A 16,872-nucleotide genomic window follows, 5' to 3' on the forward strand; every position below is an offset into this window, starting at 1 on the left:
AGACCTCAACGCGGTAAAGCGCGTTCGCGATGGCGTACAACGGAGAACCAGATGGCCTTTGCAATCAACGGAAAGTTTACTTCGCAATCCATCACGGGGGTTCAACGCGTGGCGTACGAGCTGACGAGGGCCATGCAGATGCGCGCCGCGCCCGGTGACGCGCCGGAATTATTCGTGCCAAAAAATGCACGGGAGCCCGGGGCCCTGCTCAAACCGCAGCGGCGCATCCCGTGGCTGCGCGGCACGTTGTGGGAGCAGATCTCGCTGCCGATCGCGGCACGCGGCATCACGCTGCTGAGTCTGTGCAATACGAATCCGCTGTTCAAGCACAGTCAGGTCGTGATGGTTCACGACATGGCCGTTTTCGACGTGCCACAAGGCTTTTCGCGGAAATTCCGGCTCTGGTATCGAATCGTTTTCACGCTATTGCCGCGCACGCATCCGATCGTTCTGACGGTGTCGACGTATTCGAAAACGCGGATCTGCCATCACCTGAAGATCGACGAATCGCGTGTCAAAGTGGTGGCGCCCGGCGCGGATCATCTCGACCGGATCGTAGCCGACACGTCGGTGCTGCAACGGCTCGAATTGAACAAGGACGCTTATTGCGTAATCGTCGGCAGTCTCGACCCGCGCAAGAATCTGCGCGGCGTGCTCGATGCAGTCGCGCGGCTCGGGCATCTGCGCGACGTGAAATTCGTCATCGTGGGAAAACAGTATCCCCGCATCTTCAGCAGTGCGGGCGTCGAGAATCCGCTGCATTCCAGACAAGTGGTGTGGGCCGGATTCGTGTCCGACGAGGAGCTGAAGGGGCTCTACGAGAACGCTGGATGCCTCGTGTTTCCGTCGTTGTACGAAGGCTTCGGCCTGCCGCCTCTGGAAGCGATGTATTGCGGCTGTCCGGTGATCGCGTCGACGCGTACGTCGATACCGGAAGCGTGCGGGGATGCGGCGATGTACTGCGACGCGGCTTGCGCGGACGACATCGCCGCAAAGATCGCGCAGATGATGAGCGACGCCGAACTTCGCCAGCGATACCGCAGCGCGGGGCTGCTGCATGCACGCGAGTTTCGCTGGGAGCGCGCGGCGCAACGGGTGCTCGAAATCCTCGATGTAAAGACGGGCGAGCGGCTGCCTGAACTGGCACCGCGCGCGTCAGCGAGCTAGCGATGGATGGCCACGAACATGGATCGCATGAAGACCCGTGCTGGCAGAAGACGTGCATTGCGCACACTCGCCGCGTTGGCGGCGGGCGCGGCAGCGCCGTTATCGGATATCAGCCCCGCTCTCGCCTTGGTACAGGACCCTGCGCCCGCGCGCGCGCGCGGCCGCATGATGAGCGATCTGATCGGCGTGAACGGCTGGGCCGGATCGGCTGCCGACATCGAAGTGTGGCGAGCGATGGGCATTAGCTGGGGGCGCGACACGGTCGGCCCGGGCCAACCTGATCGGCGGGGCGAGCCGATGCGCATCGACAAAACCAGCTCGGCGTACGATGTCGACCTGCCGTCCAGACTCTTGCGAAATGAACGCAATGGAATCGGTTCGCTGCTGATGCTCGGCTTTACGCCGAGATGGAATGCGAGCGTGCCGGGCGAAAACAATTCGGCACCCGTCGACGTGGATGCATGGAAGCAGTACGTCGACGCGGTGGTCCGCAAGTATTCCGCGCCGCCTTTTAACTTGCGCTATTTCCAGATCTGGAACGAGGCGGCTGGAAAATTGTCCGGCGGCTTGCAGCAGTCGGTGTTCTGGCGCGGCCCGGGGTTCAGCAAGGACGAAAAACGCTCGAAACCGTATGAGCGCGCGATGCAGGATTACGTCGAGCGGGTTCATATTCCGGCGGCCCGCATCATTCGCAGTCATCACGCGTACGTGGTGTATGGCGGCTGGCCCGACCAGGGCGGGCTCGACAACTTCTACCGCTGGCTCGAATATCGCAGTCCGACATTGAAAGAGCGCATGCTCGATTGGGTCGACTACATCGACACGCACTATTTGCCGGTCGCCGACATGGAACCGCTGTACCAGAGGTACGTGAAGAACGGTCCGGCGCGCGGCATCTGGCAAACGGAAATCGGCAACGAGTACATGAAAGACCCGCACTATTTGCCGCGCTATTTTTTCGACTTCGCGGTGTGGGCGCTCGGCAGGAATTGGGACGATCCGAACAAGTACGTCTCGATGATCTATCACTGGGAGGGCTATGAACCCTATCGTCTCACGCACCCCGGTCCGCCTGAACGAACCTACAACGTTTCCGGTCGAAGCTTGGTCGTGTTGCGACAAACAGTGGGTGGGCATCTGGCGAGTTTTTCGAAGCCGCTGCAATGCGGTCCCGGTGTTGCTGCAAATGCTTTGCTTTCCGGCAACGACCTCGTGATGCAAGTGAGCAGCAGCGCGGGCTGGCAGAACATTTCGATCGGCGGGCTGCAGGCGCTGCGCTCGCGTGCGGTAAAGGCCGATTTCATCGACGCGGTGAGTGGCGAGGCGAGCGCACCGGGCAATGTTGCATTGAGTTGGGACAACGATCTGATGAACGTGCGATTCAAGGTACCCGATAAGGTGAATGGTGCTGGCAATAATCCGCCCAAACATCTGGCTTATCTCGTGGTACGTAGTGCGGCGCAGCCAGTGGCATAGCGAGATTTCGCGAGCTCGACGGCCGCCGGGAGCCGGCGAACCGAACCTGATGGATAGCGTTGACACATCATGAAACAGGTCACCATTGCGATTTGCAATTACAACTACGAGCACTATCTGGCGGCGGCGATCGACTCGGCGCTCGCGCAGGACTATCCGGCGACCACGGTCATGATCGTCGACGATGGATCGACCGACGGGTCACGCGCGATCATCGAAAGCTATGGCGATCGCGTCGTGTCGGTGTGGAAGAAAAATGGCGGACAGGTGTCCGCCTATAACCATGCAATCGCGTCGCTCACCACCGAGTTCGTGATCTTTCTCGATTCGGATGACGTGCTGTACCCCTCGGCAGTCAGCGAGGTCATGCGCTTTTTCGAGGACGGCGAGTGGGTCAAGGTGCAATTCCGCCTCGACGTGATGGACAGCGATGGAAAATTGACGGGTGCCTACGTGCCGAATAGCGAGCCGCCCCCCGACTGCGGCAGTCTGCTGCGCGGCGGTTGGCTCTATCCGTCGCCGCCCGCGTCTGGCAACGCTTACCGGGTGAGTGCGCTCAAGCAGATCTTCCCGGTCCCCGAAGAGGGCGTGAATCGCTATGGCGCGGACTTTTACGCGATCTATGGCGTCGCGCTGGCTGGACCGATCGCGACCGTGTCGAAGTCGCTAGGCGGCTACCGGGTGCATAACGCGGGCAGTGAAACGGTGTCGTTCGCAAACTCGGAACAACTGACGAAAGCGCCGCGCGCATTCAACATGCGTTGGGCCATTCTGCGCAATATTGCAAAAGACCGGCTCGACATAGAATTACCGGCCACATTTCTCGACTTCTCGCACGAGAAAGCGACATTCTGCTCTTCCGTTTATCGCGCGACGTTTTTCCGGCGTTGGCAATGGATGCTCCGCGATTCGCGCAGCTATCTGCACACGATCATTGCAAATCCGTTCTGGAGCCTGAAGAAGAAGCTCGGCACGCTCGTACTGTCGAGTCTGTGTCTCGTCCCCTATTCGCCGCTGTCGGATTTCGCGGTGCGTTATATCGCGAACCCGCTTGCGCGCCGTCGCGTCGCAGGACGCTAGGCGAAGGAGGACGGCATGGATAGACGAACGAGCACCAACTTAATCGTATTTGTGTACGCCGGCTATTTCATGAGGTACGTGTACCTCATGATCGTGGTGCCGTTCTATGGCAGGGTGCTTGGCGTGGCCGAATACGGCCGGGTACTCGCGTCGATGTCGCTGATGAACGTGATATGGATGTTCGTCGGCTTCGGCTTCACCTTCGTCGGCATGCGCGAGGTGGCGAAAGCGCAGTCGACCCAGGAATGCAATGCGATCTATTCGCTGCATGTCAGCGCGCGGCTGGCACTCGCCGTGATTGGCGCGGGCATCGGCATCGTTGCGACGTTCTGCTCACCGTTATTGGCGGAGCAGCCTCTGATCGGCATGCTCGCAACCGTGCTAGGCATTGTGTCGGCGTGCAATCTCGGCTGGCTATTTCAGGGACGGCAGCAGATTCGCACGCCGATCATGATCGAAGTGTTCGGCTTTGCGCTGAGTCTCGTGCTGGTGCTGGCGCTCGTCAGAGGACCGAACGACGCCGTATGGGTGGTGGCGAGCCTGCTGATTGCGGGCGCCGTGTCCTTGGCCATTGCCTACGGTTTGACGACGTGGCAGCTCGGTTGGCCGCGTCTGGCGTTTTCCGGCGTCCTGCCGCTCATACGCAGGTCGACGATGCTGTTTTGCTATTCGTCTGGCTCCGTCGTGCTGACGGCGTCGTCGACGTATTTGTTGACCTTGTTCTCCACCCCCGCTGAGGTCGGCTATTTCGGCGCGGCCGAGCGTTTCGCGACGATCGGTCTGAGCCTGATGGCCCCCGCGGCGCAGGTCTTTATTCCGACGATAACCCGGCAACTCGCGCAGGGCGACAAGGCGGGCGCGCATGTAACGACACGGCGCGGCGCCCTGTTGCTGCTCGGCTATGGCGTGCTGGTGCTGTGCGGCGCGTTGACGCTTTCGCCTTTCGTGTTGCCGCTGATTCTCGGCGCAGCGTTCGAGCCGAGTGTGCACGTATTGCAGGTATTCGCATGGATGTTCCCGTTCGCGGCATTCAATGAGTTCGTCGCGTTCTATGTATTCGTACCGCGCAGGAAAGACCGGGTACTCGCAATTGCCGGCGTCGCCTCGGCGCTGGTCAATCTCGCGTCGGCGCTCGTTCTCGCGCCGCGTTTCGGCGCGATTGGCATGGCCTCTGCTCGGGTGATCGCCGAAGCGGCGGAGTCGGTGACGCTGCTCAGCGTGCTGATTCGTCTCGAACTGGTCGGGCTATTACCTGGCGCCGAGCGGGCCCTCGCGCGAGTGCGGGTGATGTGTGGGCTTCGTACGCAGGCGGGCGGCGCGAAGGACGATTGAAGTAGCGCGTGGGTGTGCGGGAGTTTGGGTGGATTGTCACAGGAGGTCGAAGTGAAAGTCGCTATTGTTCACGATTGGCTGGTAGTGTCCGGCGGCGCCGAGAAAGTATTGAAGAACATCATCGAGTGCTTCCCGGATGCGGACGTCTTTTCGATTGTCGATTTTCTCGAAGACCGCGATTGCGTGAAGGGGAAGTCCGTCAACACGTCCTTCATCCAGAAGATGCCATTTGCGCGAAGACGATACCGCGCCTATCTGCCGTTGATGCCGATTGCTATCGAGCAGGTGGATCTGTCCGGCTACGATCTCGTCATTTCGAGCTCGCACGCGGTTGCCAAAGGCGTGTTGACGGGACCGAACCAGGTGCATATCAGCTACATACATTCGCCGATCCGCTATGCGTGGGATCTGCAACATCAGTACCTGCGCGAATCCCATCTCGACAGGGGACTGCGCTCCGCGTTGGCGCGGGTGCTGCTTCATTACATTCGCGGCTGGGATTCGCGCTCTGCGAACGGCGTCGATCATCTGGTCGCCAATTCCCAGTTCATTGCGCGGCGAATCAGAAAGGCCTATCAGCGCGAAGCGACCGTGATCTATCCGCCTGTCGATCTGGCGAATATGTCCATTGGTACGGAGAAAGAGGATTTCTACGTGACGGCGTCGCGGATGGTGCCTTATAAGCGTATTGATCTGATCGTTCAGGCTTTTTCGCAAACGCCTGAGCGCAAGCTTGTCGTGATCGGCGACGGTCCCGATATGAAGAAGATCAAAGCGGTGGCCGGCGAGAACGTCAAGATCCTCGGGCATCAGCCGTCCGACGTGCTGGTCGATCATTTGCGGCGCGCGCGTGCCTTCGTGTTCGCGGCGGAAGAGGATTTCGGCATTTCCGTGGTCGAAGCGCAGGCATGCGGCACGCCAGTGATTGCCTTCGGCCGCGGCGGCGCGCTCGAATCGGTGGTGGGACTTCCTCTCGATCGGCCGACCGGGGTCTTCTTCGGCGAGCAGAGTACCGCATCCTTGCTCGAAGCCGTTACCCGTTTCGAGAGCAACGCCGCCTTATTCGATCCACGTGTGTGCCGCAAGAATGCCGAGCGTTTTTCGTCTGAGAACTTCAAGAAGGCGTTGATGGGCTTCGTCGACGCGCGGCTCCCGTATGCGTGCGTCGAACAGTTTCTTCCGTATGCGCCGAGTCAGTCGCTGCCGGCCGAAGAACGTCATCTTGCCGACGTTGCGCCCTGAGCCGGGCGCCGGGGCACGGGCTGTGGAGCGCGCGCACCCACGACGCCCGCCTTGCGCGCACCGCGCGGGCCGGGCCTGAATGCAGTGGCCGCCAGCGGACGCGCGGCCAACAGCAGCGAGATCACCAGAGAAAGAATCAACACATTCGACGGCGTGACCAGCCGATGCTCGGTTGCCGACATCACCAGCAGGCACACCGACGAAATCTCGACGAAGCGGAACGCCGCGAAGTGGCGACCCCCCTCGACCAACGCGGCATACGCCGCCCCCTGCTTGCTCCATTCAACCAGCTTCCAGAAGAACGCGAGGATTAGCGTCAAGCCCACGATGCCGAGCTCGGCGAGGATATTCAGGTACGAGTTGTGAGCGTGCGAGTCGCTGTGCTCGATCACGATGTCGGACGGTACCGCGAACAGATGGAAATACGAAGTAAGGCTGCCGATATGGTCGTCGAAGGAACCGAAGCCGAGACCGACGAGCGGGCTTTGCACGAAATACGCGAGCGCTCGTGGCCATAGCCACTCGTAGCGGATGTTGAGGTTGTTGACCTTGGCGTCGTTGGCGTGAATCGCGAACGTATAGCCCATGTAGTCGACGTTCGGCTGCGTATGGTAGATCGCGATGACGGCCGAGGCGATCAGCAGCACCGCGATCAGCGTACCGAGAATCCAGCGCTTGCGGCCAAAGTACAGATAGGGCAGAACGGCCGCCGCGCCGAGCAGCGAGCCACGGCTATAGGTCGAAAAGAGCATTAGCGCGGTGCAGACGAGCAGCGCGATCACCAGCTTGCTGCGTTTTTGCAGGTAGCACGCTACGCCGAGACAGAACAGCATCGCCAGAAAGCCGCCGGCTGCGTTACGGGCAATGAAGTAGCTGCCAAAGGTGTCGTTTGGGTGAACGAAGATGCTGAACAGCCCGTTCTGGGCGATGTAGTACGCGTACATCGGCAGATTGACGACGACTGCGAAGATGAACAGCGCACGCAGTACCTTGTTCAGATCCCAGCGGTGCGCATACACGCAACCGGCAAAAATGGGCAGATAAGAGATGAAGAAATTGCCGTCGCGCCGATAGAAGTCGAATTCGAGGAACGAGTGCGGATCGTAGAGCAGCGTCGAAATGAACGCGAGCACCGTGAAAGCGGTAAGCGGCGTGATGAACGCGGGATAAGTGCGGCCGTAAAAGCGCCATGCCAGCAATAGCAGCGGGACGAAGCCGATCGCACTGATGGGCACGAAGTTCGTGACCGTCATGAAAAGTGCGAATAGCGAAATATAGGCCATTGCAGCTCCAGAAAAACGGATGGCGCGCCGGTTGGGGTTGTGCCCATGCGCTGGATGATGGCGAGATTGGGAACAGCGAAAGACTCACAGTGGCCGTGCGGGATCGCACCGCTGTTTATCTTTGACAGGAATGCCACGGGACGTTCATTAAACGGTAGCACGTGTCGCTGCTTATTTCCATCGTGCGCACTGCAATAGAAGTGCAAGCTCGTTCGCAAGCTTGCGAAATCCTGTCCGCGAGCGCCGCCAAAACTTCCGCGCTTCGCGCCAGATGCCATGTGTCGCAAGGCGCTCTCACTATGATGAATTCATCGGGGCAGGACGTCGACCAGATCCGATGTACGTCGTTGCCACATTCGTTCTTTCGTTTTCAAATCGTTTTCCGGTCGTCGTTGTCGAGCAGACCACTGCGATTCGACCAGTCAGTTTCCGTACTTCCAGCTCGCGCCGGATGCAACGTCGGCGCATGCGTCTATCACTGCGAACTGAATTACTGGTCTGGTCCGTTTGACGCGGACGCCCTGTCGATAAATCACATCAGACGGTATTTGCGTGGATCGCGGCACACCGCGTTGGGCGGTGTCGTCCCGGAAGACGCGTTCCCGAGCCGGTTTCAATGCGAAGGAGTTTGCGATGGGTAAGGTTACCGCGGCAGCCGCCGCAGCGGATGTCGAGACGATACGACAGGATGCCGCCGGGTCGGAGTTTCCGACGCTCGTACAGGTGATTCTCGCCGGTGGTTCCGGCACCCGGTTGTGGCCGGTGTCGCGCGAACAGTTTCCAAAGCAGCTGATCGACGTGATCGGTAAGCAGACTTTGCTGCAAGCGACCATGGGGCGCATGGCGGGCTTCGATGCCGCATGGAACGTCGCGGCCGATCCGGTGATCGTCTGCGGCACCGAGCATTATTTCGCCACTTACGAACAGGCGCGCGAGATCGGCGTGAACGCGCGAATCGTGGTCGAGCCCGCGCGTCGCGATACGGCGCCGGCACTGACGCTTGCCGCGCTCACGGCATGCACGGAAGACGAAGACGCGATCCTCGTCGCGATGCCAGCCGACCATGCGATCGCGAATCTGGAAGCGCTGCATCACTCGCTCGACGTCGCCGCGACGCATGCGCGCGACGGCGCGATCGTCACGCTAGGCGTGCCGCCCGAGCGGCCCGATACGGGCTTCGGTTATATCCGGCTCGGAGATGCATTGCCCGACGGCGCGCGTCGGATCGAGCGCTTCGTCGAGAAGCCCGCGGCGGAACTCGCGGCCCAGTACGTCGCGTCGGGCAATTACTGGTGGAATAGCGGCATCTTCGTCGTGCGGGCGTCGGTGTGGCTCTCGGTCATCCAGCAGTTTCAACCGGACATGCATAGTGCCTGCGTTCAGGCGTATCGCGACGCGAAGAAGACTGAAGAATGCATCATGCCGGACGCCGACGGGTTTCTCGGTTCGCCGTCCGACTCGATCGACTATGCGGTGATGGAACAGCTAGGCAAACCTGAGTCGGCGTTTTCCGGCGTGGTGGTGCCACTCGAAGCGGGGTGGTCCGATCTCGGCTCGTGGGATGCCGTGTGGCAAGCGATGGAGAAGGACGAGTGCGGTAACGCGGCCAGCGGGCGCGTGCTGTTCGAAGGGGCCACCGCGACCTATGCACGCTCGCAAGGAGGCAGGCTTCTCGCCTGCGTCGGCACCGACAACATGATCGTGATCGAAACCGACGACGCGGTGCTCGTCGCGGATCGCTCGCATGTGCAGGACATCAAGGGACTCGTGTCACGGATCAGGGCCGAGAAGTCGCCGGAAGCGGATGCGCACAGAAAAGTCCGCCGCCCCTGGGGCTTCTATGACTCGATCGATCATGGCGAGCGCTTTCAGGTGAAGCGCATCGTCGTGATGCCGGGCGGCCGTCTGTCGTTGCAGATGCATCATCATCGCGCCGAGCATTGGGTGGTGGTGTGCGGCACCGCGCTCGTCACGCGTGGAGAAGAGCAGTTTCTTCTCGGCGAAAACGAATCGACGTATATCCCGCTCGGTGTTCGCCATCGGCTCGAAAATCCGGGCCGCGTACCGCTGCAGATCATCGAAGTACAGTCCGGCACTTATCTCGGCGAAGACGACATCGTGCGTTTCGACGACAAGTACGGACGTTGTGGCTGATGCGACGAAGTCGACCTGATACGTCCTATGAGGGGGCTGTGATGCGATTGCTGACTGGTCTGCTGGCGAGAGCGTTCGACGTCGCGATGATCGTGGCTGGGGCCTTCGCGGCCTCCCAGGTACGCTTCGACGGCGGCTCGCAACGCAGCCTCTATTTCGCGTTCGTCGCTTTTGCCGCGGCGTTTGCTCTCGCGGTCTTTCCGGCGCTCGGCGTGTACCAGTCCTGGCGCGGCCGCTCGAAAAGAGTGCTGGCGAGCCAGGTGGCGCTCGGCTGGCTCGTCGTGCAGGCTTGCGCGATGGCGCTGATGTTCTCGCTGCACCGGATCGACTTCGTGTCGCGGCTCTGGTTCGTGTACTGGACCGGCATTTCGGGTGCCGCGATGATGTCCGGCCGACTGGTCACGCATGCGCTGCTCGGCCGCATGCGCCATGCGGGGATGAACTTGCAGCAGGTCGCGGTGGCGGCGTGCGGCGATCATTGCGACGAGATCATCCGCAAAATCGAAACCTCGCCCGCTGCCGGCTTTCGCGCGAACGCGTTGTATAACCTGCACCCCGACTGTTGCGTGCTGCCGCACCCGTCGGTGCAGGTGTTCGAAGAACAGGCCGCGTTCGCTCGCTACGTGCGCGAGCAACAGATCGGCGAAGTGTGGCTGGCGCTGCCGCTCACCGAGGAGCGCGCAATACTCAAGCTGGTGGCGGAGTTTCGCAACGACCTGATCAATGTGCGCTTCATGCCCGACGTGCGCTCGCTGGCGCTATTCGAAGGCAGCATGACCGAGTTGCTCGGCTTGCCGACGATCAATCTCGCCGCGTCGCCGCTGCCGCCGCAGGCGTTGGTGCAGAAAGACCTGTTCGACCGTCTGTTCGCGCTCGTCGCATTGATCGCGATCTCGCCGATCCTGCTCGGTTGCGCGATAGCCGTCAAACTGAGTTCGCGCGGCCCGGTGTTCTTCAGGCAGCGCCGCAAAGGCGCCGACGGCCGCGTATTCACGATCTACAAGTTCCGCACGATGCGCTTGCACGAGCAGAAGCCGGGCGTTCTCGAACAGGCGACACGCGGCGATCCACGCATCACCAGCGTCGGCGCGTTCTTGCGCCGCACGAGTCTCGACGAACTGCCGCAGTTCTTCAACGTGCTGCGCGGCGATATGTCGGTGGTGGGGCCGCGTCCGCATGCGCTCGAACACGATGATCTCTATCAGAACATCGTGTCGGGCTATATCCATCGTTATCGGATCAAACCCGGCATTACCGGCTGGGCGCAGATCAACGGTTATCGCGGCGAGACCGATCGCCTCGAAAAGATGGAAGGCCGTGTCGCGCACGATCTGTACTACCTGCGCAACTGGTCATTCTGGCTCGACATGAAGATCATTCTGGCCACGATTTTCAAGGGGCTTCATCATCCAAACGCGTACTAAGCATGATGCTATCCGGAGTTGAAAACGTAGTGAGACGATCAGCAAAGCGGGTCTCGCTTTACCGCTTTCACCACGATCACGGCTTGCAGGCGAGAAGAATATTGGAGCGACTTGAAAGCAGATATGGCAAGGCCGACCCGAACAACCTGCGGCTCGCGGACGCCTATGCGCGAGACGTGTTCGGCGACTCGGTCTACGCGCCCTGGCTGCGCGTTTATACCGCGTTTTGCGGCACATTCAAGGAAGGCTGGATTCCGGACAACTACTACGGCATCGTCGTCGTGCCGCATCTGAAAGGCTGGTACGGCAAGATTTCGAGCCTCAAGCCGATTTCACGGCTGATCTTCGACGGCGACGAATTGCCGGACCTGGCGTACTTTGCCAACGGGCTGTTCTTTACGGACAAAAGCGTCGTGGTACCCGAGCGCGACCTGAAGGACGTCGTGTTCGAGCATACCGAGCGCGTCGCATTCAAGCTCGACGGTTCCGGACAGGGCAATGGTGTCTACTTCTTCGACCGTGCCAGCTTCGACCCAACGGTCATCAGGTCGCTCGGCAATGGCGTGATTCAGACCTTCATCGACCAGCACAGTCTGTTCGCCGCGTTTGCTTCGAAACCGGTGGCGACGTTGCGCTTCACGACCGTGGTGGACGACGCCGGCCACATTTCTGTTCGAGCCTGCTACTTGCGGCTCGGCCGAGCCGAAGATACGCATGTGCTGGCGGATCGCGAAATATGCGTATCGGTCAACCTCGAGACGGGCGAACTGTGCGACCAGGGGTATATGAGCGACTGGGGCGCGGTAGAGTCGCATCCGGACTCGGGCGTGCACTTTGCGGGCGTGAAGATTCCGTGTTTCGACAAATGCATGGCGACCGTGCTGCGCCTGCACAGGAAGATTCCGTTTGCGCGCTGCATCGGTTGGGATCTCACGGTCGACTCGAACGACAAGGTCAAGTTGATGGAATGGAACGGCAAGCACAACGACGTCAAATTCAGCGAGGCGACGCAAGGCCCGTGCTTCGCGGATCTGAACTGGGAACGGCTCAGGGCCGAACCTGACGTTGGACGGATGCCACCGGTCTGATCGGGCAGGGTAATAAACGCAGCGGGAGACGCGACGTGAGCGAACAGTTATGGTGCGTCCACATCGAAGGGCTGAACGACTTCATTGCCGTCGATTCGGAGGAATCGGCGCGGCACGAGGCGTCGGCGATCAATGCGTATATCGATCGCGCCGACAGAAGCTCGCGTGCCGCGCGTTTGCGCGCGGTGGTGGTCGAATGGCCGTTCAGCGCCGACGGCCACGCCAGAGCGCTCGATACCGACTGGCACGATCTGCAGCGTATGCCGCATAGACAGCAGGCTGCGGCGCGCGCCGACAGCGTGCTGTCGAATCTCGCGCGGCGCGTCAAGGAACTGTTGGGCGTCGCGCGCGCGGACAGGGACGATGCATGAACCGTGGCGATGACAAACCGCGTTATGCGGGCAGCGGCACGTCCTCGATCAGATCCGCGTTCACCGCGCGAATCCTGCGATCGACAAAGTAACCGCCGCCTTCGACGTAGCGCAAATACAGTCGCCCGCAGGTCGAGCATTGCCATACGCCGCAGCGGTTGTACGGGAAATAGCGCGGCGCGATCGGCGCATCGGCCGACCAGTAGCTCGTTTTATCGGGCAGATGTTCGCTGAAGGTCGGCTCGGGATCGTCTTCCGGCATCAGCGTGCCGATCTCCTCCAACAAGCTCTCGTCGAGTGAAAGCGGTTGCGATTGCCAGCCGTCGAGGGCAGTGCGCGTGCATTCGCAAGGCCCGGCGGCGCGTTGTTGTTCCAGGCGCCGCTGCGCTGCGCGCGCGAGGTCGAGAAGGGTTGCAGTGTTCAGGTGGTGCGCCATGTGGCCAGTAGCAAGGGTTCATGTGCCGTTGATCGTCCGGTCGCGCTGTGTCGCGAATCGCACCGTCGGTCACGAGACCGCGTACGCCGAGGCTTTCCGCGTATGTCGCCATGATCTCGTCCATCAGTGGCTGCGTGAGGTCGCGAGTGCCATCGATCACGAGCACGACGCCGGGGCGGAAGATTCGAACGCGCGAGGAATCGCGAGATTGTCGCCGGCGCGTGTATGGATCGTCAATGCGGTATTGATCCTGCTCGCTCTCAGGGTCTCGATGCTCGTCAGCTAACTGCTGCGATCAGGAAGGGGCGAGCATAACCTGTGCACGGGAGGGGAGACACCGTGCGCTCCCGCCAACGCAGTGGTGGCGGGAGCGGTGTTACGGTTTGCGCGGAAGCGGTACGAAATGTTCGCCGTCACGTCGGTTGGTGACGACATAGCCATCTCGCTTGCGTATCTTCAGAAAGAAGAGCACTGGCGCCGTATTCGGATCGCCACCGCATTCGAGCGTATGGTTCTCGTGAACCCCGACGATGAAATAGTTCTTCTCATCCGAGACGTCGAATAGCAGGCATTGGGTTCGGTTGGAGGAGAGGTGATGCGTTTGGGTGACTTTCGCTGCTCGCTCCGCAGCCTGATCCGCGGTGGAGATCGCCTGCGCCGATGCCGCTGCATGCGCGCCGGCGAGCAGCAGGGCGAAGGTCACCATTCTTGCCCGCATGGTTTTGGCTGGTTCACCGAACGTCATATTGGTCAAGTTTGCGTGATTGAATGATACTGATCAATTTAGCGCCGTACTGAGGGTCGGTCGCGTAGTGGTTGCGGGCTATTTCAGTAGCGAATCCAATGCTGTCAACATGGAGGAAAGCGGAGCGGAAGCGGGCGTTGTGTTCGAGCATGGCGGCGTAATCCTCCGCGGCCTCGTCATAACTGCTATAGGCCCTGAAGGTGCCCGTGGTTGCGACGGATACGCCGTTTACGGTTTCATGGGTACCGAACGTTGTACTTTGTCCATTTGGTGCGCGGCCTTTGATACCGAAGTATGCATTGCCCCTGACGGTCCTCCCCCAGTTACTTTCCAGCGCGGATTGTGCAAGGACCACACCTGCTGGTATTCCGTATTTGCGCTGTATATTCTGCGCGGTGCAAAGGTGGTCACGAATGAAGTTGGAAACATAGGCATCGCCTACGTTCGCGTTGTTCCGACGGTGTTTGGGCATATATGGCTCCTGAATCCCCACAACGGGAACCCCGAAGCTAACGTGACAGTTGACTGTTGGCTATGGGCGAAGGATGAAATTGAAAACCGCAGTGTTCGCTGTATCAAAGCCGGCTCCCTCCCCCGAATCTTGCGAGCCTGAATACGAGCGGCGAATTGCGCCTCACAGAACCCCTCACCCCGCACGAATCGAATCGATGACCAGTTGCATCGCCGGCGTGACGCGCCGGTTTCTGCGCAGAATCAGCCCATATGGTGCGAGCCGGCCGCGCAACGGCGTCGCGATCGCGGCGATCGCATCGAGTGCGACGTAGTACTGCGCGACCGAACTCGGCAGCACGGCGAGCATGTCCGAATCGCGCAGCAACGACAGCGTGGTCAGGATCGACGACGTCTCGACCGTGCTGACCGGCGGCGCGACCCGCGACTCGCGAAACGTTTGATCGATCACCTGGCGCATCGGGCTCGGATGCGGCTGGATGATCCACGGATAGCGTGCAAGCTCCGCCAGCTTGGGCCGCGTGCCCGTTTGTTTGCCTGTTTTGACGGCTGGATGATCGGGCCGCACGACGATCGACAGCGCCTCTTCCGCCAACGTCTCGAAGCTCAGATCGAGTGCCGGAAAACCATCGGGAATCCGACCGATCACGATGTCGAGCTGATCCTGTTGCAGCGACTGCACGAGCACGTCGCTGGTGTCGATCGTGACCGCCATCTGCAGGCGCGGATGCGCCTCCTTCAGCTTGACGATCGTGTGCGTCAGCAGTTCGGGCGACGGCGCCATCACCGCGCCGATGCGGACCTTGCCGATGTCGCCGGCCTCAATGCCGGCCAACTCCTCGCGCAACTCGTCGAGATCCTCGAACACGACACGCGCATAGCGCATCACGGCCTCGCCGAAGATCGTCGGCTCCATGCCGCGCGCATGTCGCACGAACAGCGATACGCCGAGCGTGTCTTCGAGTTCCTGCAAGGCCTTGGTCGCCGCGGGCTGGGTCATCGCGAGATCGTCCGCGGCGCGCCGCAGCGATCCGGTTTCCGACAGCGCGACCATCAGTTGCAGATGCCGTAGGCGCAGACGCTTGCGAATGGTGGAGGCGGGCGGGATCATGAGCGATAACTTTAAGGAATCGGCCGATTCGATTTATTCAGTGGTCAGTTATCGGATAGTTTCGCACACTAGCGGTTATCGCAGAACGGCAATCGCGACGCCGTTCGCGCTAACAAGACCAAACTGGAGACGACGCATGACGATGACCGCGAGCCCCGCGCTCGACAGCGCGATTGCCAAAGCGCGCACGAGGCTGCTGCCTTTTCTGATCCTGATGTACGTACTGGCGTTTATCGACCGCGCGAACGTCGGCTTCGCAAAGAACGTGCTACAGGCCGACACCGGCTTGAGCGACGCGGCGTTCGCCTTCGGCGCCGGCATTTTCTTCGTCGGCTATGCGGTGTTCGAAGTGCCGAGCAATCTGCTGATGTACCGCTTCGGCGCGCGCGTCTGGATGAGCCGCATCATGGTCACGTGGGGCATCGTGTCCGCGTGCACCGCCTTCGTCGACAGCGCCACGAGCTTCTATGTGCTGCGCACGCTGCTCGGCATCGCCGAAGCCGGTTTCTTCCCCGGCATCATCCTGTTCCTGTCGAACTGGTTTCCCGCGAAAACGCGCTCGCAGACGATGGGGATGTTCTATTTCGGCTTCCCGCTCGCGCTGTTGCTCGGCAGCCCGATATCGGGTCTGCTGCTCGATGCGGGCAATCCGTTTGGCATGCATCCGTGGCAGTGGCTCTTCGTCGTCGAAGGGCTGGCGGCGTCGGTGGTGGGTGTCGTCGCTTACTTCTATCTGACCGACCTGCCCGTCGAGGCGCGCTGGCTCGATGCCGATGAGCGTGATGCGCTCGATCACGCATTGCGCCAGGAGGACCGCCAGAAGCTCGCGCATGGTCCGGCTTCGGTGCTGGCGGCGCTGCGCGATTCGCGCGTGCTGTTCTGCGGCCTGATCTACTTCGCGGTGCAGATGAGCGTGTACGGTGTCGTGTTCTATCTGCCGACGCGCATCGCCGGGCTCGCGAGCGGTGGCCACGTCGGCGTCGAGGTCGGTCTGCTGACCGCGATTCCGTGGATCGCCGCGATCATCGGCACGTTCTGTGTGACGCGCTACGCCGACCGTCACGGGCATCACCGTATCTGGGCCGCGGCGATGCTCGCGCTCGCGGCGTTCGGCATTGCCGCTTCGGCGATGACGTCTTCGGTGACGCTGGCGATTGCCGCGTTCTGTTTCGCCGCGATCGGTTTCGTCTGCGTGCAACCGCTGTTCTGGACGCTACCCACCGGTTATCTGGGCGGCGCCGCGGCCGCGGGCGGCATCGCGTTGATCAATTCGATCGGCAATCTCGGCGGCTTCGTCGCACCGAACCTGAAGGGGCTGGCCGAGCGCGCGATCGGCTCGTCGCAGGCGGGGATGTTCTCGCTCGCGGTGGTCGGCCTGATTGGCGCATTGCTGTTGCTGACGTTCCGCTTCACGTCCGCTTCCACCTCCAGTTCCATCTCTCATCGCAATGGCCCGCTCGGCGAACGCACGGGCCACTGACTCACCGACTCT

The 16,872-nt window shown here is 61.1% G+C and carries 15 protein-coding genes and 1 pseudogene; 10 read left to right on the forward strand and 6 right to left on the reverse strand.

Annotation, left to right across the window (positions count from 1 at the left end):
- The first annotated feature begins 51 nt into the window (after positions 1 to 51).
- The 5 genes from AB3X89_RS30590 to AB3X89_RS30610 all read left to right on the forward strand — a co-directional run bounded on the left by AB3X89_RS30590 (position 52) and on the right by AB3X89_RS30610 (position 6,297).
- Positions 52 to 1,167, forward strand: a complete 1,116-nt coding sequence (locus tag AB3X89_RS30590) for a glycosyltransferase family 4 protein (protein ID WP_368586611.1) — start codon at positions 52 to 54, stop codon at positions 1,165 to 1,167.
- A gap of 6 nt (positions 1,168 to 1,173) precedes the next feature.
- A complete protein-coding gene (locus AB3X89_RS30595; protein ID WP_368586612.1) occupies positions 1,174 to 2,643 on the forward strand; it encodes a hypothetical protein in 1,470 nt (489 codons plus the stop codon).
- A 69-nt stretch (positions 2,644 to 2,712) separates the two neighbouring features.
- Positions 2,713 to 3,723 carry a glycosyltransferase family 2 protein gene (locus tag AB3X89_RS30600; RefSeq protein ID WP_368586613.1) on the forward strand — a complete coding sequence of 337 codons (1,011 nt, stop codon included), beginning with the start codon at positions 2,713 to 2,715 and terminating at the stop codon, positions 3,721 to 3,723.
- 15 nt (positions 3,724 to 3,738) lie between these two features.
- Positions 3,739 to 5,055 (forward strand): lipopolysaccharide biosynthesis protein, encoded by a 1,317-nt coding sequence (locus AB3X89_RS30605; RefSeq protein WP_368586614.1) that lies wholly within the window; start codon positions 3,739 to 3,741, stop codon positions 5,053 to 5,055.
- Between the two features lie 51 nt (positions 5,056 to 5,106).
- Positions 5,107 to 6,297, forward strand: a complete 1,191-nt coding sequence (locus AB3X89_RS30610; protein WP_368586615.1) for a glycosyltransferase family 4 protein — start codon at positions 5,107 to 5,109, stop codon at positions 6,295 to 6,297.
- Here the strand turns inward: AB3X89_RS30610 and AB3X89_RS30615 are convergent.
- Entirely contained in the window at positions 6,273 to 7,580 is a 1,308-nt protein-coding gene (locus AB3X89_RS30615; protein ID WP_368586616.1) for an O-antigen ligase family protein, read from the reverse strand. The two genes, AB3X89_RS30610 and AB3X89_RS30615, sit on opposite strands and share 25 nt — an antisense overlap.
- A 633-nt stretch (positions 7,581 to 8,213) precedes the next feature.
- Here AB3X89_RS30615 and AB3X89_RS30620 point away from each other — a divergent pair.
- The 4 genes from AB3X89_RS30620 to AB3X89_RS30635 are packed head-to-tail and all read left to right on the forward strand — an operon-like array spanning position 8,214 to position 12,617.
- On the forward strand, positions 8,214 to 9,734 hold the full coding sequence (locus AB3X89_RS30620; protein WP_368586617.1) for a mannose-1-phosphate guanylyltransferase/mannose-6-phosphate isomerase: 1,521 nt from the start codon (positions 8,214 to 8,216) through the stop codon (positions 9,732 to 9,734).
- Positions 9,735 to 9,775: 41 nt separating this feature from the next.
- Positions 9,776 to 11,158 carry an undecaprenyl-phosphate glucose phosphotransferase gene (locus AB3X89_RS30625; protein WP_368586618.1) on the forward strand — a complete coding sequence of 461 codons (1,383 nt, stop codon included), beginning with the start codon at positions 9,776 to 9,778 and terminating at the stop codon, positions 11,156 to 11,158.
- 2 nt (positions 11,159 to 11,160) lie between these two features.
- The gene (locus tag AB3X89_RS30630) at positions 11,161 to 12,246 is read left to right on the forward strand and encodes a sugar-transfer associated ATP-grasp domain-containing protein (protein WP_368586619.1); all 1,086 of its coding nucleotides are present in this window, start codon (positions 11,161 to 11,163) and stop codon (positions 12,244 to 12,246) included.
- 35 nt (positions 12,247 to 12,281) lie between these two features.
- The gene (locus AB3X89_RS30635; protein WP_368586620.1) at positions 12,282 to 12,617 is read left to right on the forward strand and encodes a hypothetical protein; all 336 of its coding nucleotides are present in this window, start codon (positions 12,282 to 12,284) and stop codon (positions 12,615 to 12,617) included.
- 22 nt (positions 12,618 to 12,639) lie between these two features.
- Here AB3X89_RS30635 and AB3X89_RS30640 read toward each other — a convergent pair whose 3' ends face one another.
- The 5 genes and pseudogenes from AB3X89_RS30640 to AB3X89_RS30660 form a co-directional block, all read right to left on the reverse strand.
- Positions 12,640 to 13,053 carry a hypothetical protein gene (locus AB3X89_RS30640; RefSeq protein WP_368586621.1) on the reverse strand — a complete coding sequence of 138 codons (414 nt, stop codon included), beginning with the start codon at positions 13,051 to 13,053 and terminating at the stop codon, positions 12,640 to 12,642.
- A 49-nt stretch (positions 13,054 to 13,102) separates the two neighbouring features.
- Positions 13,103 to 13,296: pseudogene (locus tag AB3X89_RS30645) on the reverse strand (RraA family protein); the annotation flags it as partial.
- A gap of 133 nt (positions 13,297 to 13,429) precedes the next feature.
- The gene (locus AB3X89_RS30650; RefSeq protein ID WP_368586622.1) at positions 13,430 to 13,759 is read right to left on the reverse strand and encodes a hypothetical protein; all 330 of its coding nucleotides are present in this window, start codon (positions 13,757 to 13,759) and stop codon (positions 13,430 to 13,432) included.
- Between the two features lie 25 nt (positions 13,760 to 13,784).
- Positions 13,785 to 14,270, reverse strand: a complete 486-nt coding sequence (locus AB3X89_RS30655) for a glycoside hydrolase family 73 protein (protein ID WP_368586623.1) — start codon at positions 14,268 to 14,270, stop codon at positions 13,785 to 13,787.
- A gap of 174 nt (positions 14,271 to 14,444) precedes the next feature.
- Positions 14,445 to 15,380 carry a LysR family transcriptional regulator gene (locus AB3X89_RS30660; protein ID WP_368586624.1) on the reverse strand — a complete coding sequence of 312 codons (936 nt, stop codon included), beginning with the start codon at positions 15,378 to 15,380 and terminating at the stop codon, positions 14,445 to 14,447.
- 136 nt (positions 15,381 to 15,516) lie between these two features.
- Here AB3X89_RS30660 and AB3X89_RS30665 point away from each other — a divergent pair, with 136 nt between their 5' ends.
- Entirely contained in the window at positions 15,517 to 16,860 is a 1,344-nt protein-coding gene (locus AB3X89_RS30665) for an MFS transporter (protein WP_368586625.1), read from the forward strand.
- Positions 16,861 to 16,872 lie beyond the last annotated feature (12 nt).

This window comes from Paraburkholderia sp. BR14320 (assembly GCF_040948665.1).
GTDB lineage: Bacteria > Pseudomonadota > Gammaproteobacteria > Burkholderiales > Burkholderiaceae > Paraburkholderia > Paraburkholderia youngii.

What these genes read in the sequence shown, in the direction of transcription:
- AB3X89_RS30590 (WP_368586611.1), top strand. Translation starts at nt 52, where the DNA reads ATGGCCTTTGCAATCAACGGAAAGTTTACTTCGCAATCCATCACGGGG.
- AB3X89_RS30595 (WP_368586612.1), top strand. Translation starts at nt 1,174, where the DNA reads ATGGCCACGAACATGGATCGCATGAAGACCCGTGCTGGCAGAAGACGT.
- AB3X89_RS30600 (WP_368586613.1), top strand. Translation starts at nt 2,713, where the DNA reads ATGAAACAGGTCACCATTGCGATTTGCAATTACAACTACGAGCACTAT.
- AB3X89_RS30605 (WP_368586614.1), top strand. Translation starts at nt 3,739, where the DNA reads ATGGATAGACGAACGAGCACCAACTTAATCGTATTTGTGTACGCCGGC.
- AB3X89_RS30615 (WP_368586616.1), bottom strand. Translation starts at nt 7,580, where the DNA reads ATGGCCTATATTTCGCTATTCGCACTTTTCATGACGGTCACGAACTTC.
- AB3X89_RS30620 (WP_368586617.1), top strand. Translation starts at nt 8,214, where the DNA reads ATGGGTAAGGTTACCGCGGCAGCCGCCGCAGCGGATGTCGAGACGATA.
- AB3X89_RS30625 (WP_368586618.1), top strand. Translation starts at nt 9,776, where the DNA reads ATGCGATTGCTGACTGGTCTGCTGGCGAGAGCGTTCGACGTCGCGATG.
- AB3X89_RS30630 (WP_368586619.1), top strand. Translation starts at nt 11,161, where the DNA reads ATGATGCTATCCGGAGTTGAAAACGTAGTGAGACGATCAGCAAAGCGG.
- AB3X89_RS30640 (WP_368586621.1), bottom strand. Translation starts at nt 13,053, where the DNA reads ATGGCGCACCACCTGAACACTGCAACCCTTCTCGACCTCGCGCGCGCA.
- AB3X89_RS30650 (WP_368586622.1), bottom strand. Translation starts at nt 13,759, where the DNA reads ATGGTGACCTTCGCCCTGCTGCTCGCCGGCGCGCATGCAGCGGCATCG.
- AB3X89_RS30655 (WP_368586623.1), bottom strand. Translation starts at nt 14,270, where the DNA reads ATGCCCAAACACCGTCGGAACAACGCGAACGTAGGCGATGCCTATGTT.
- AB3X89_RS30660 (WP_368586624.1), bottom strand. Translation starts at nt 15,380, where the DNA reads ATGATCCCGCCCGCCTCCACCATTCGCAAGCGTCTGCGCCTACGGCAT.
- AB3X89_RS30665 (WP_368586625.1), top strand. Translation starts at nt 15,517, where the DNA reads ATGACGATGACCGCGAGCCCCGCGCTCGACAGCGCGATTGCCAAAGCG.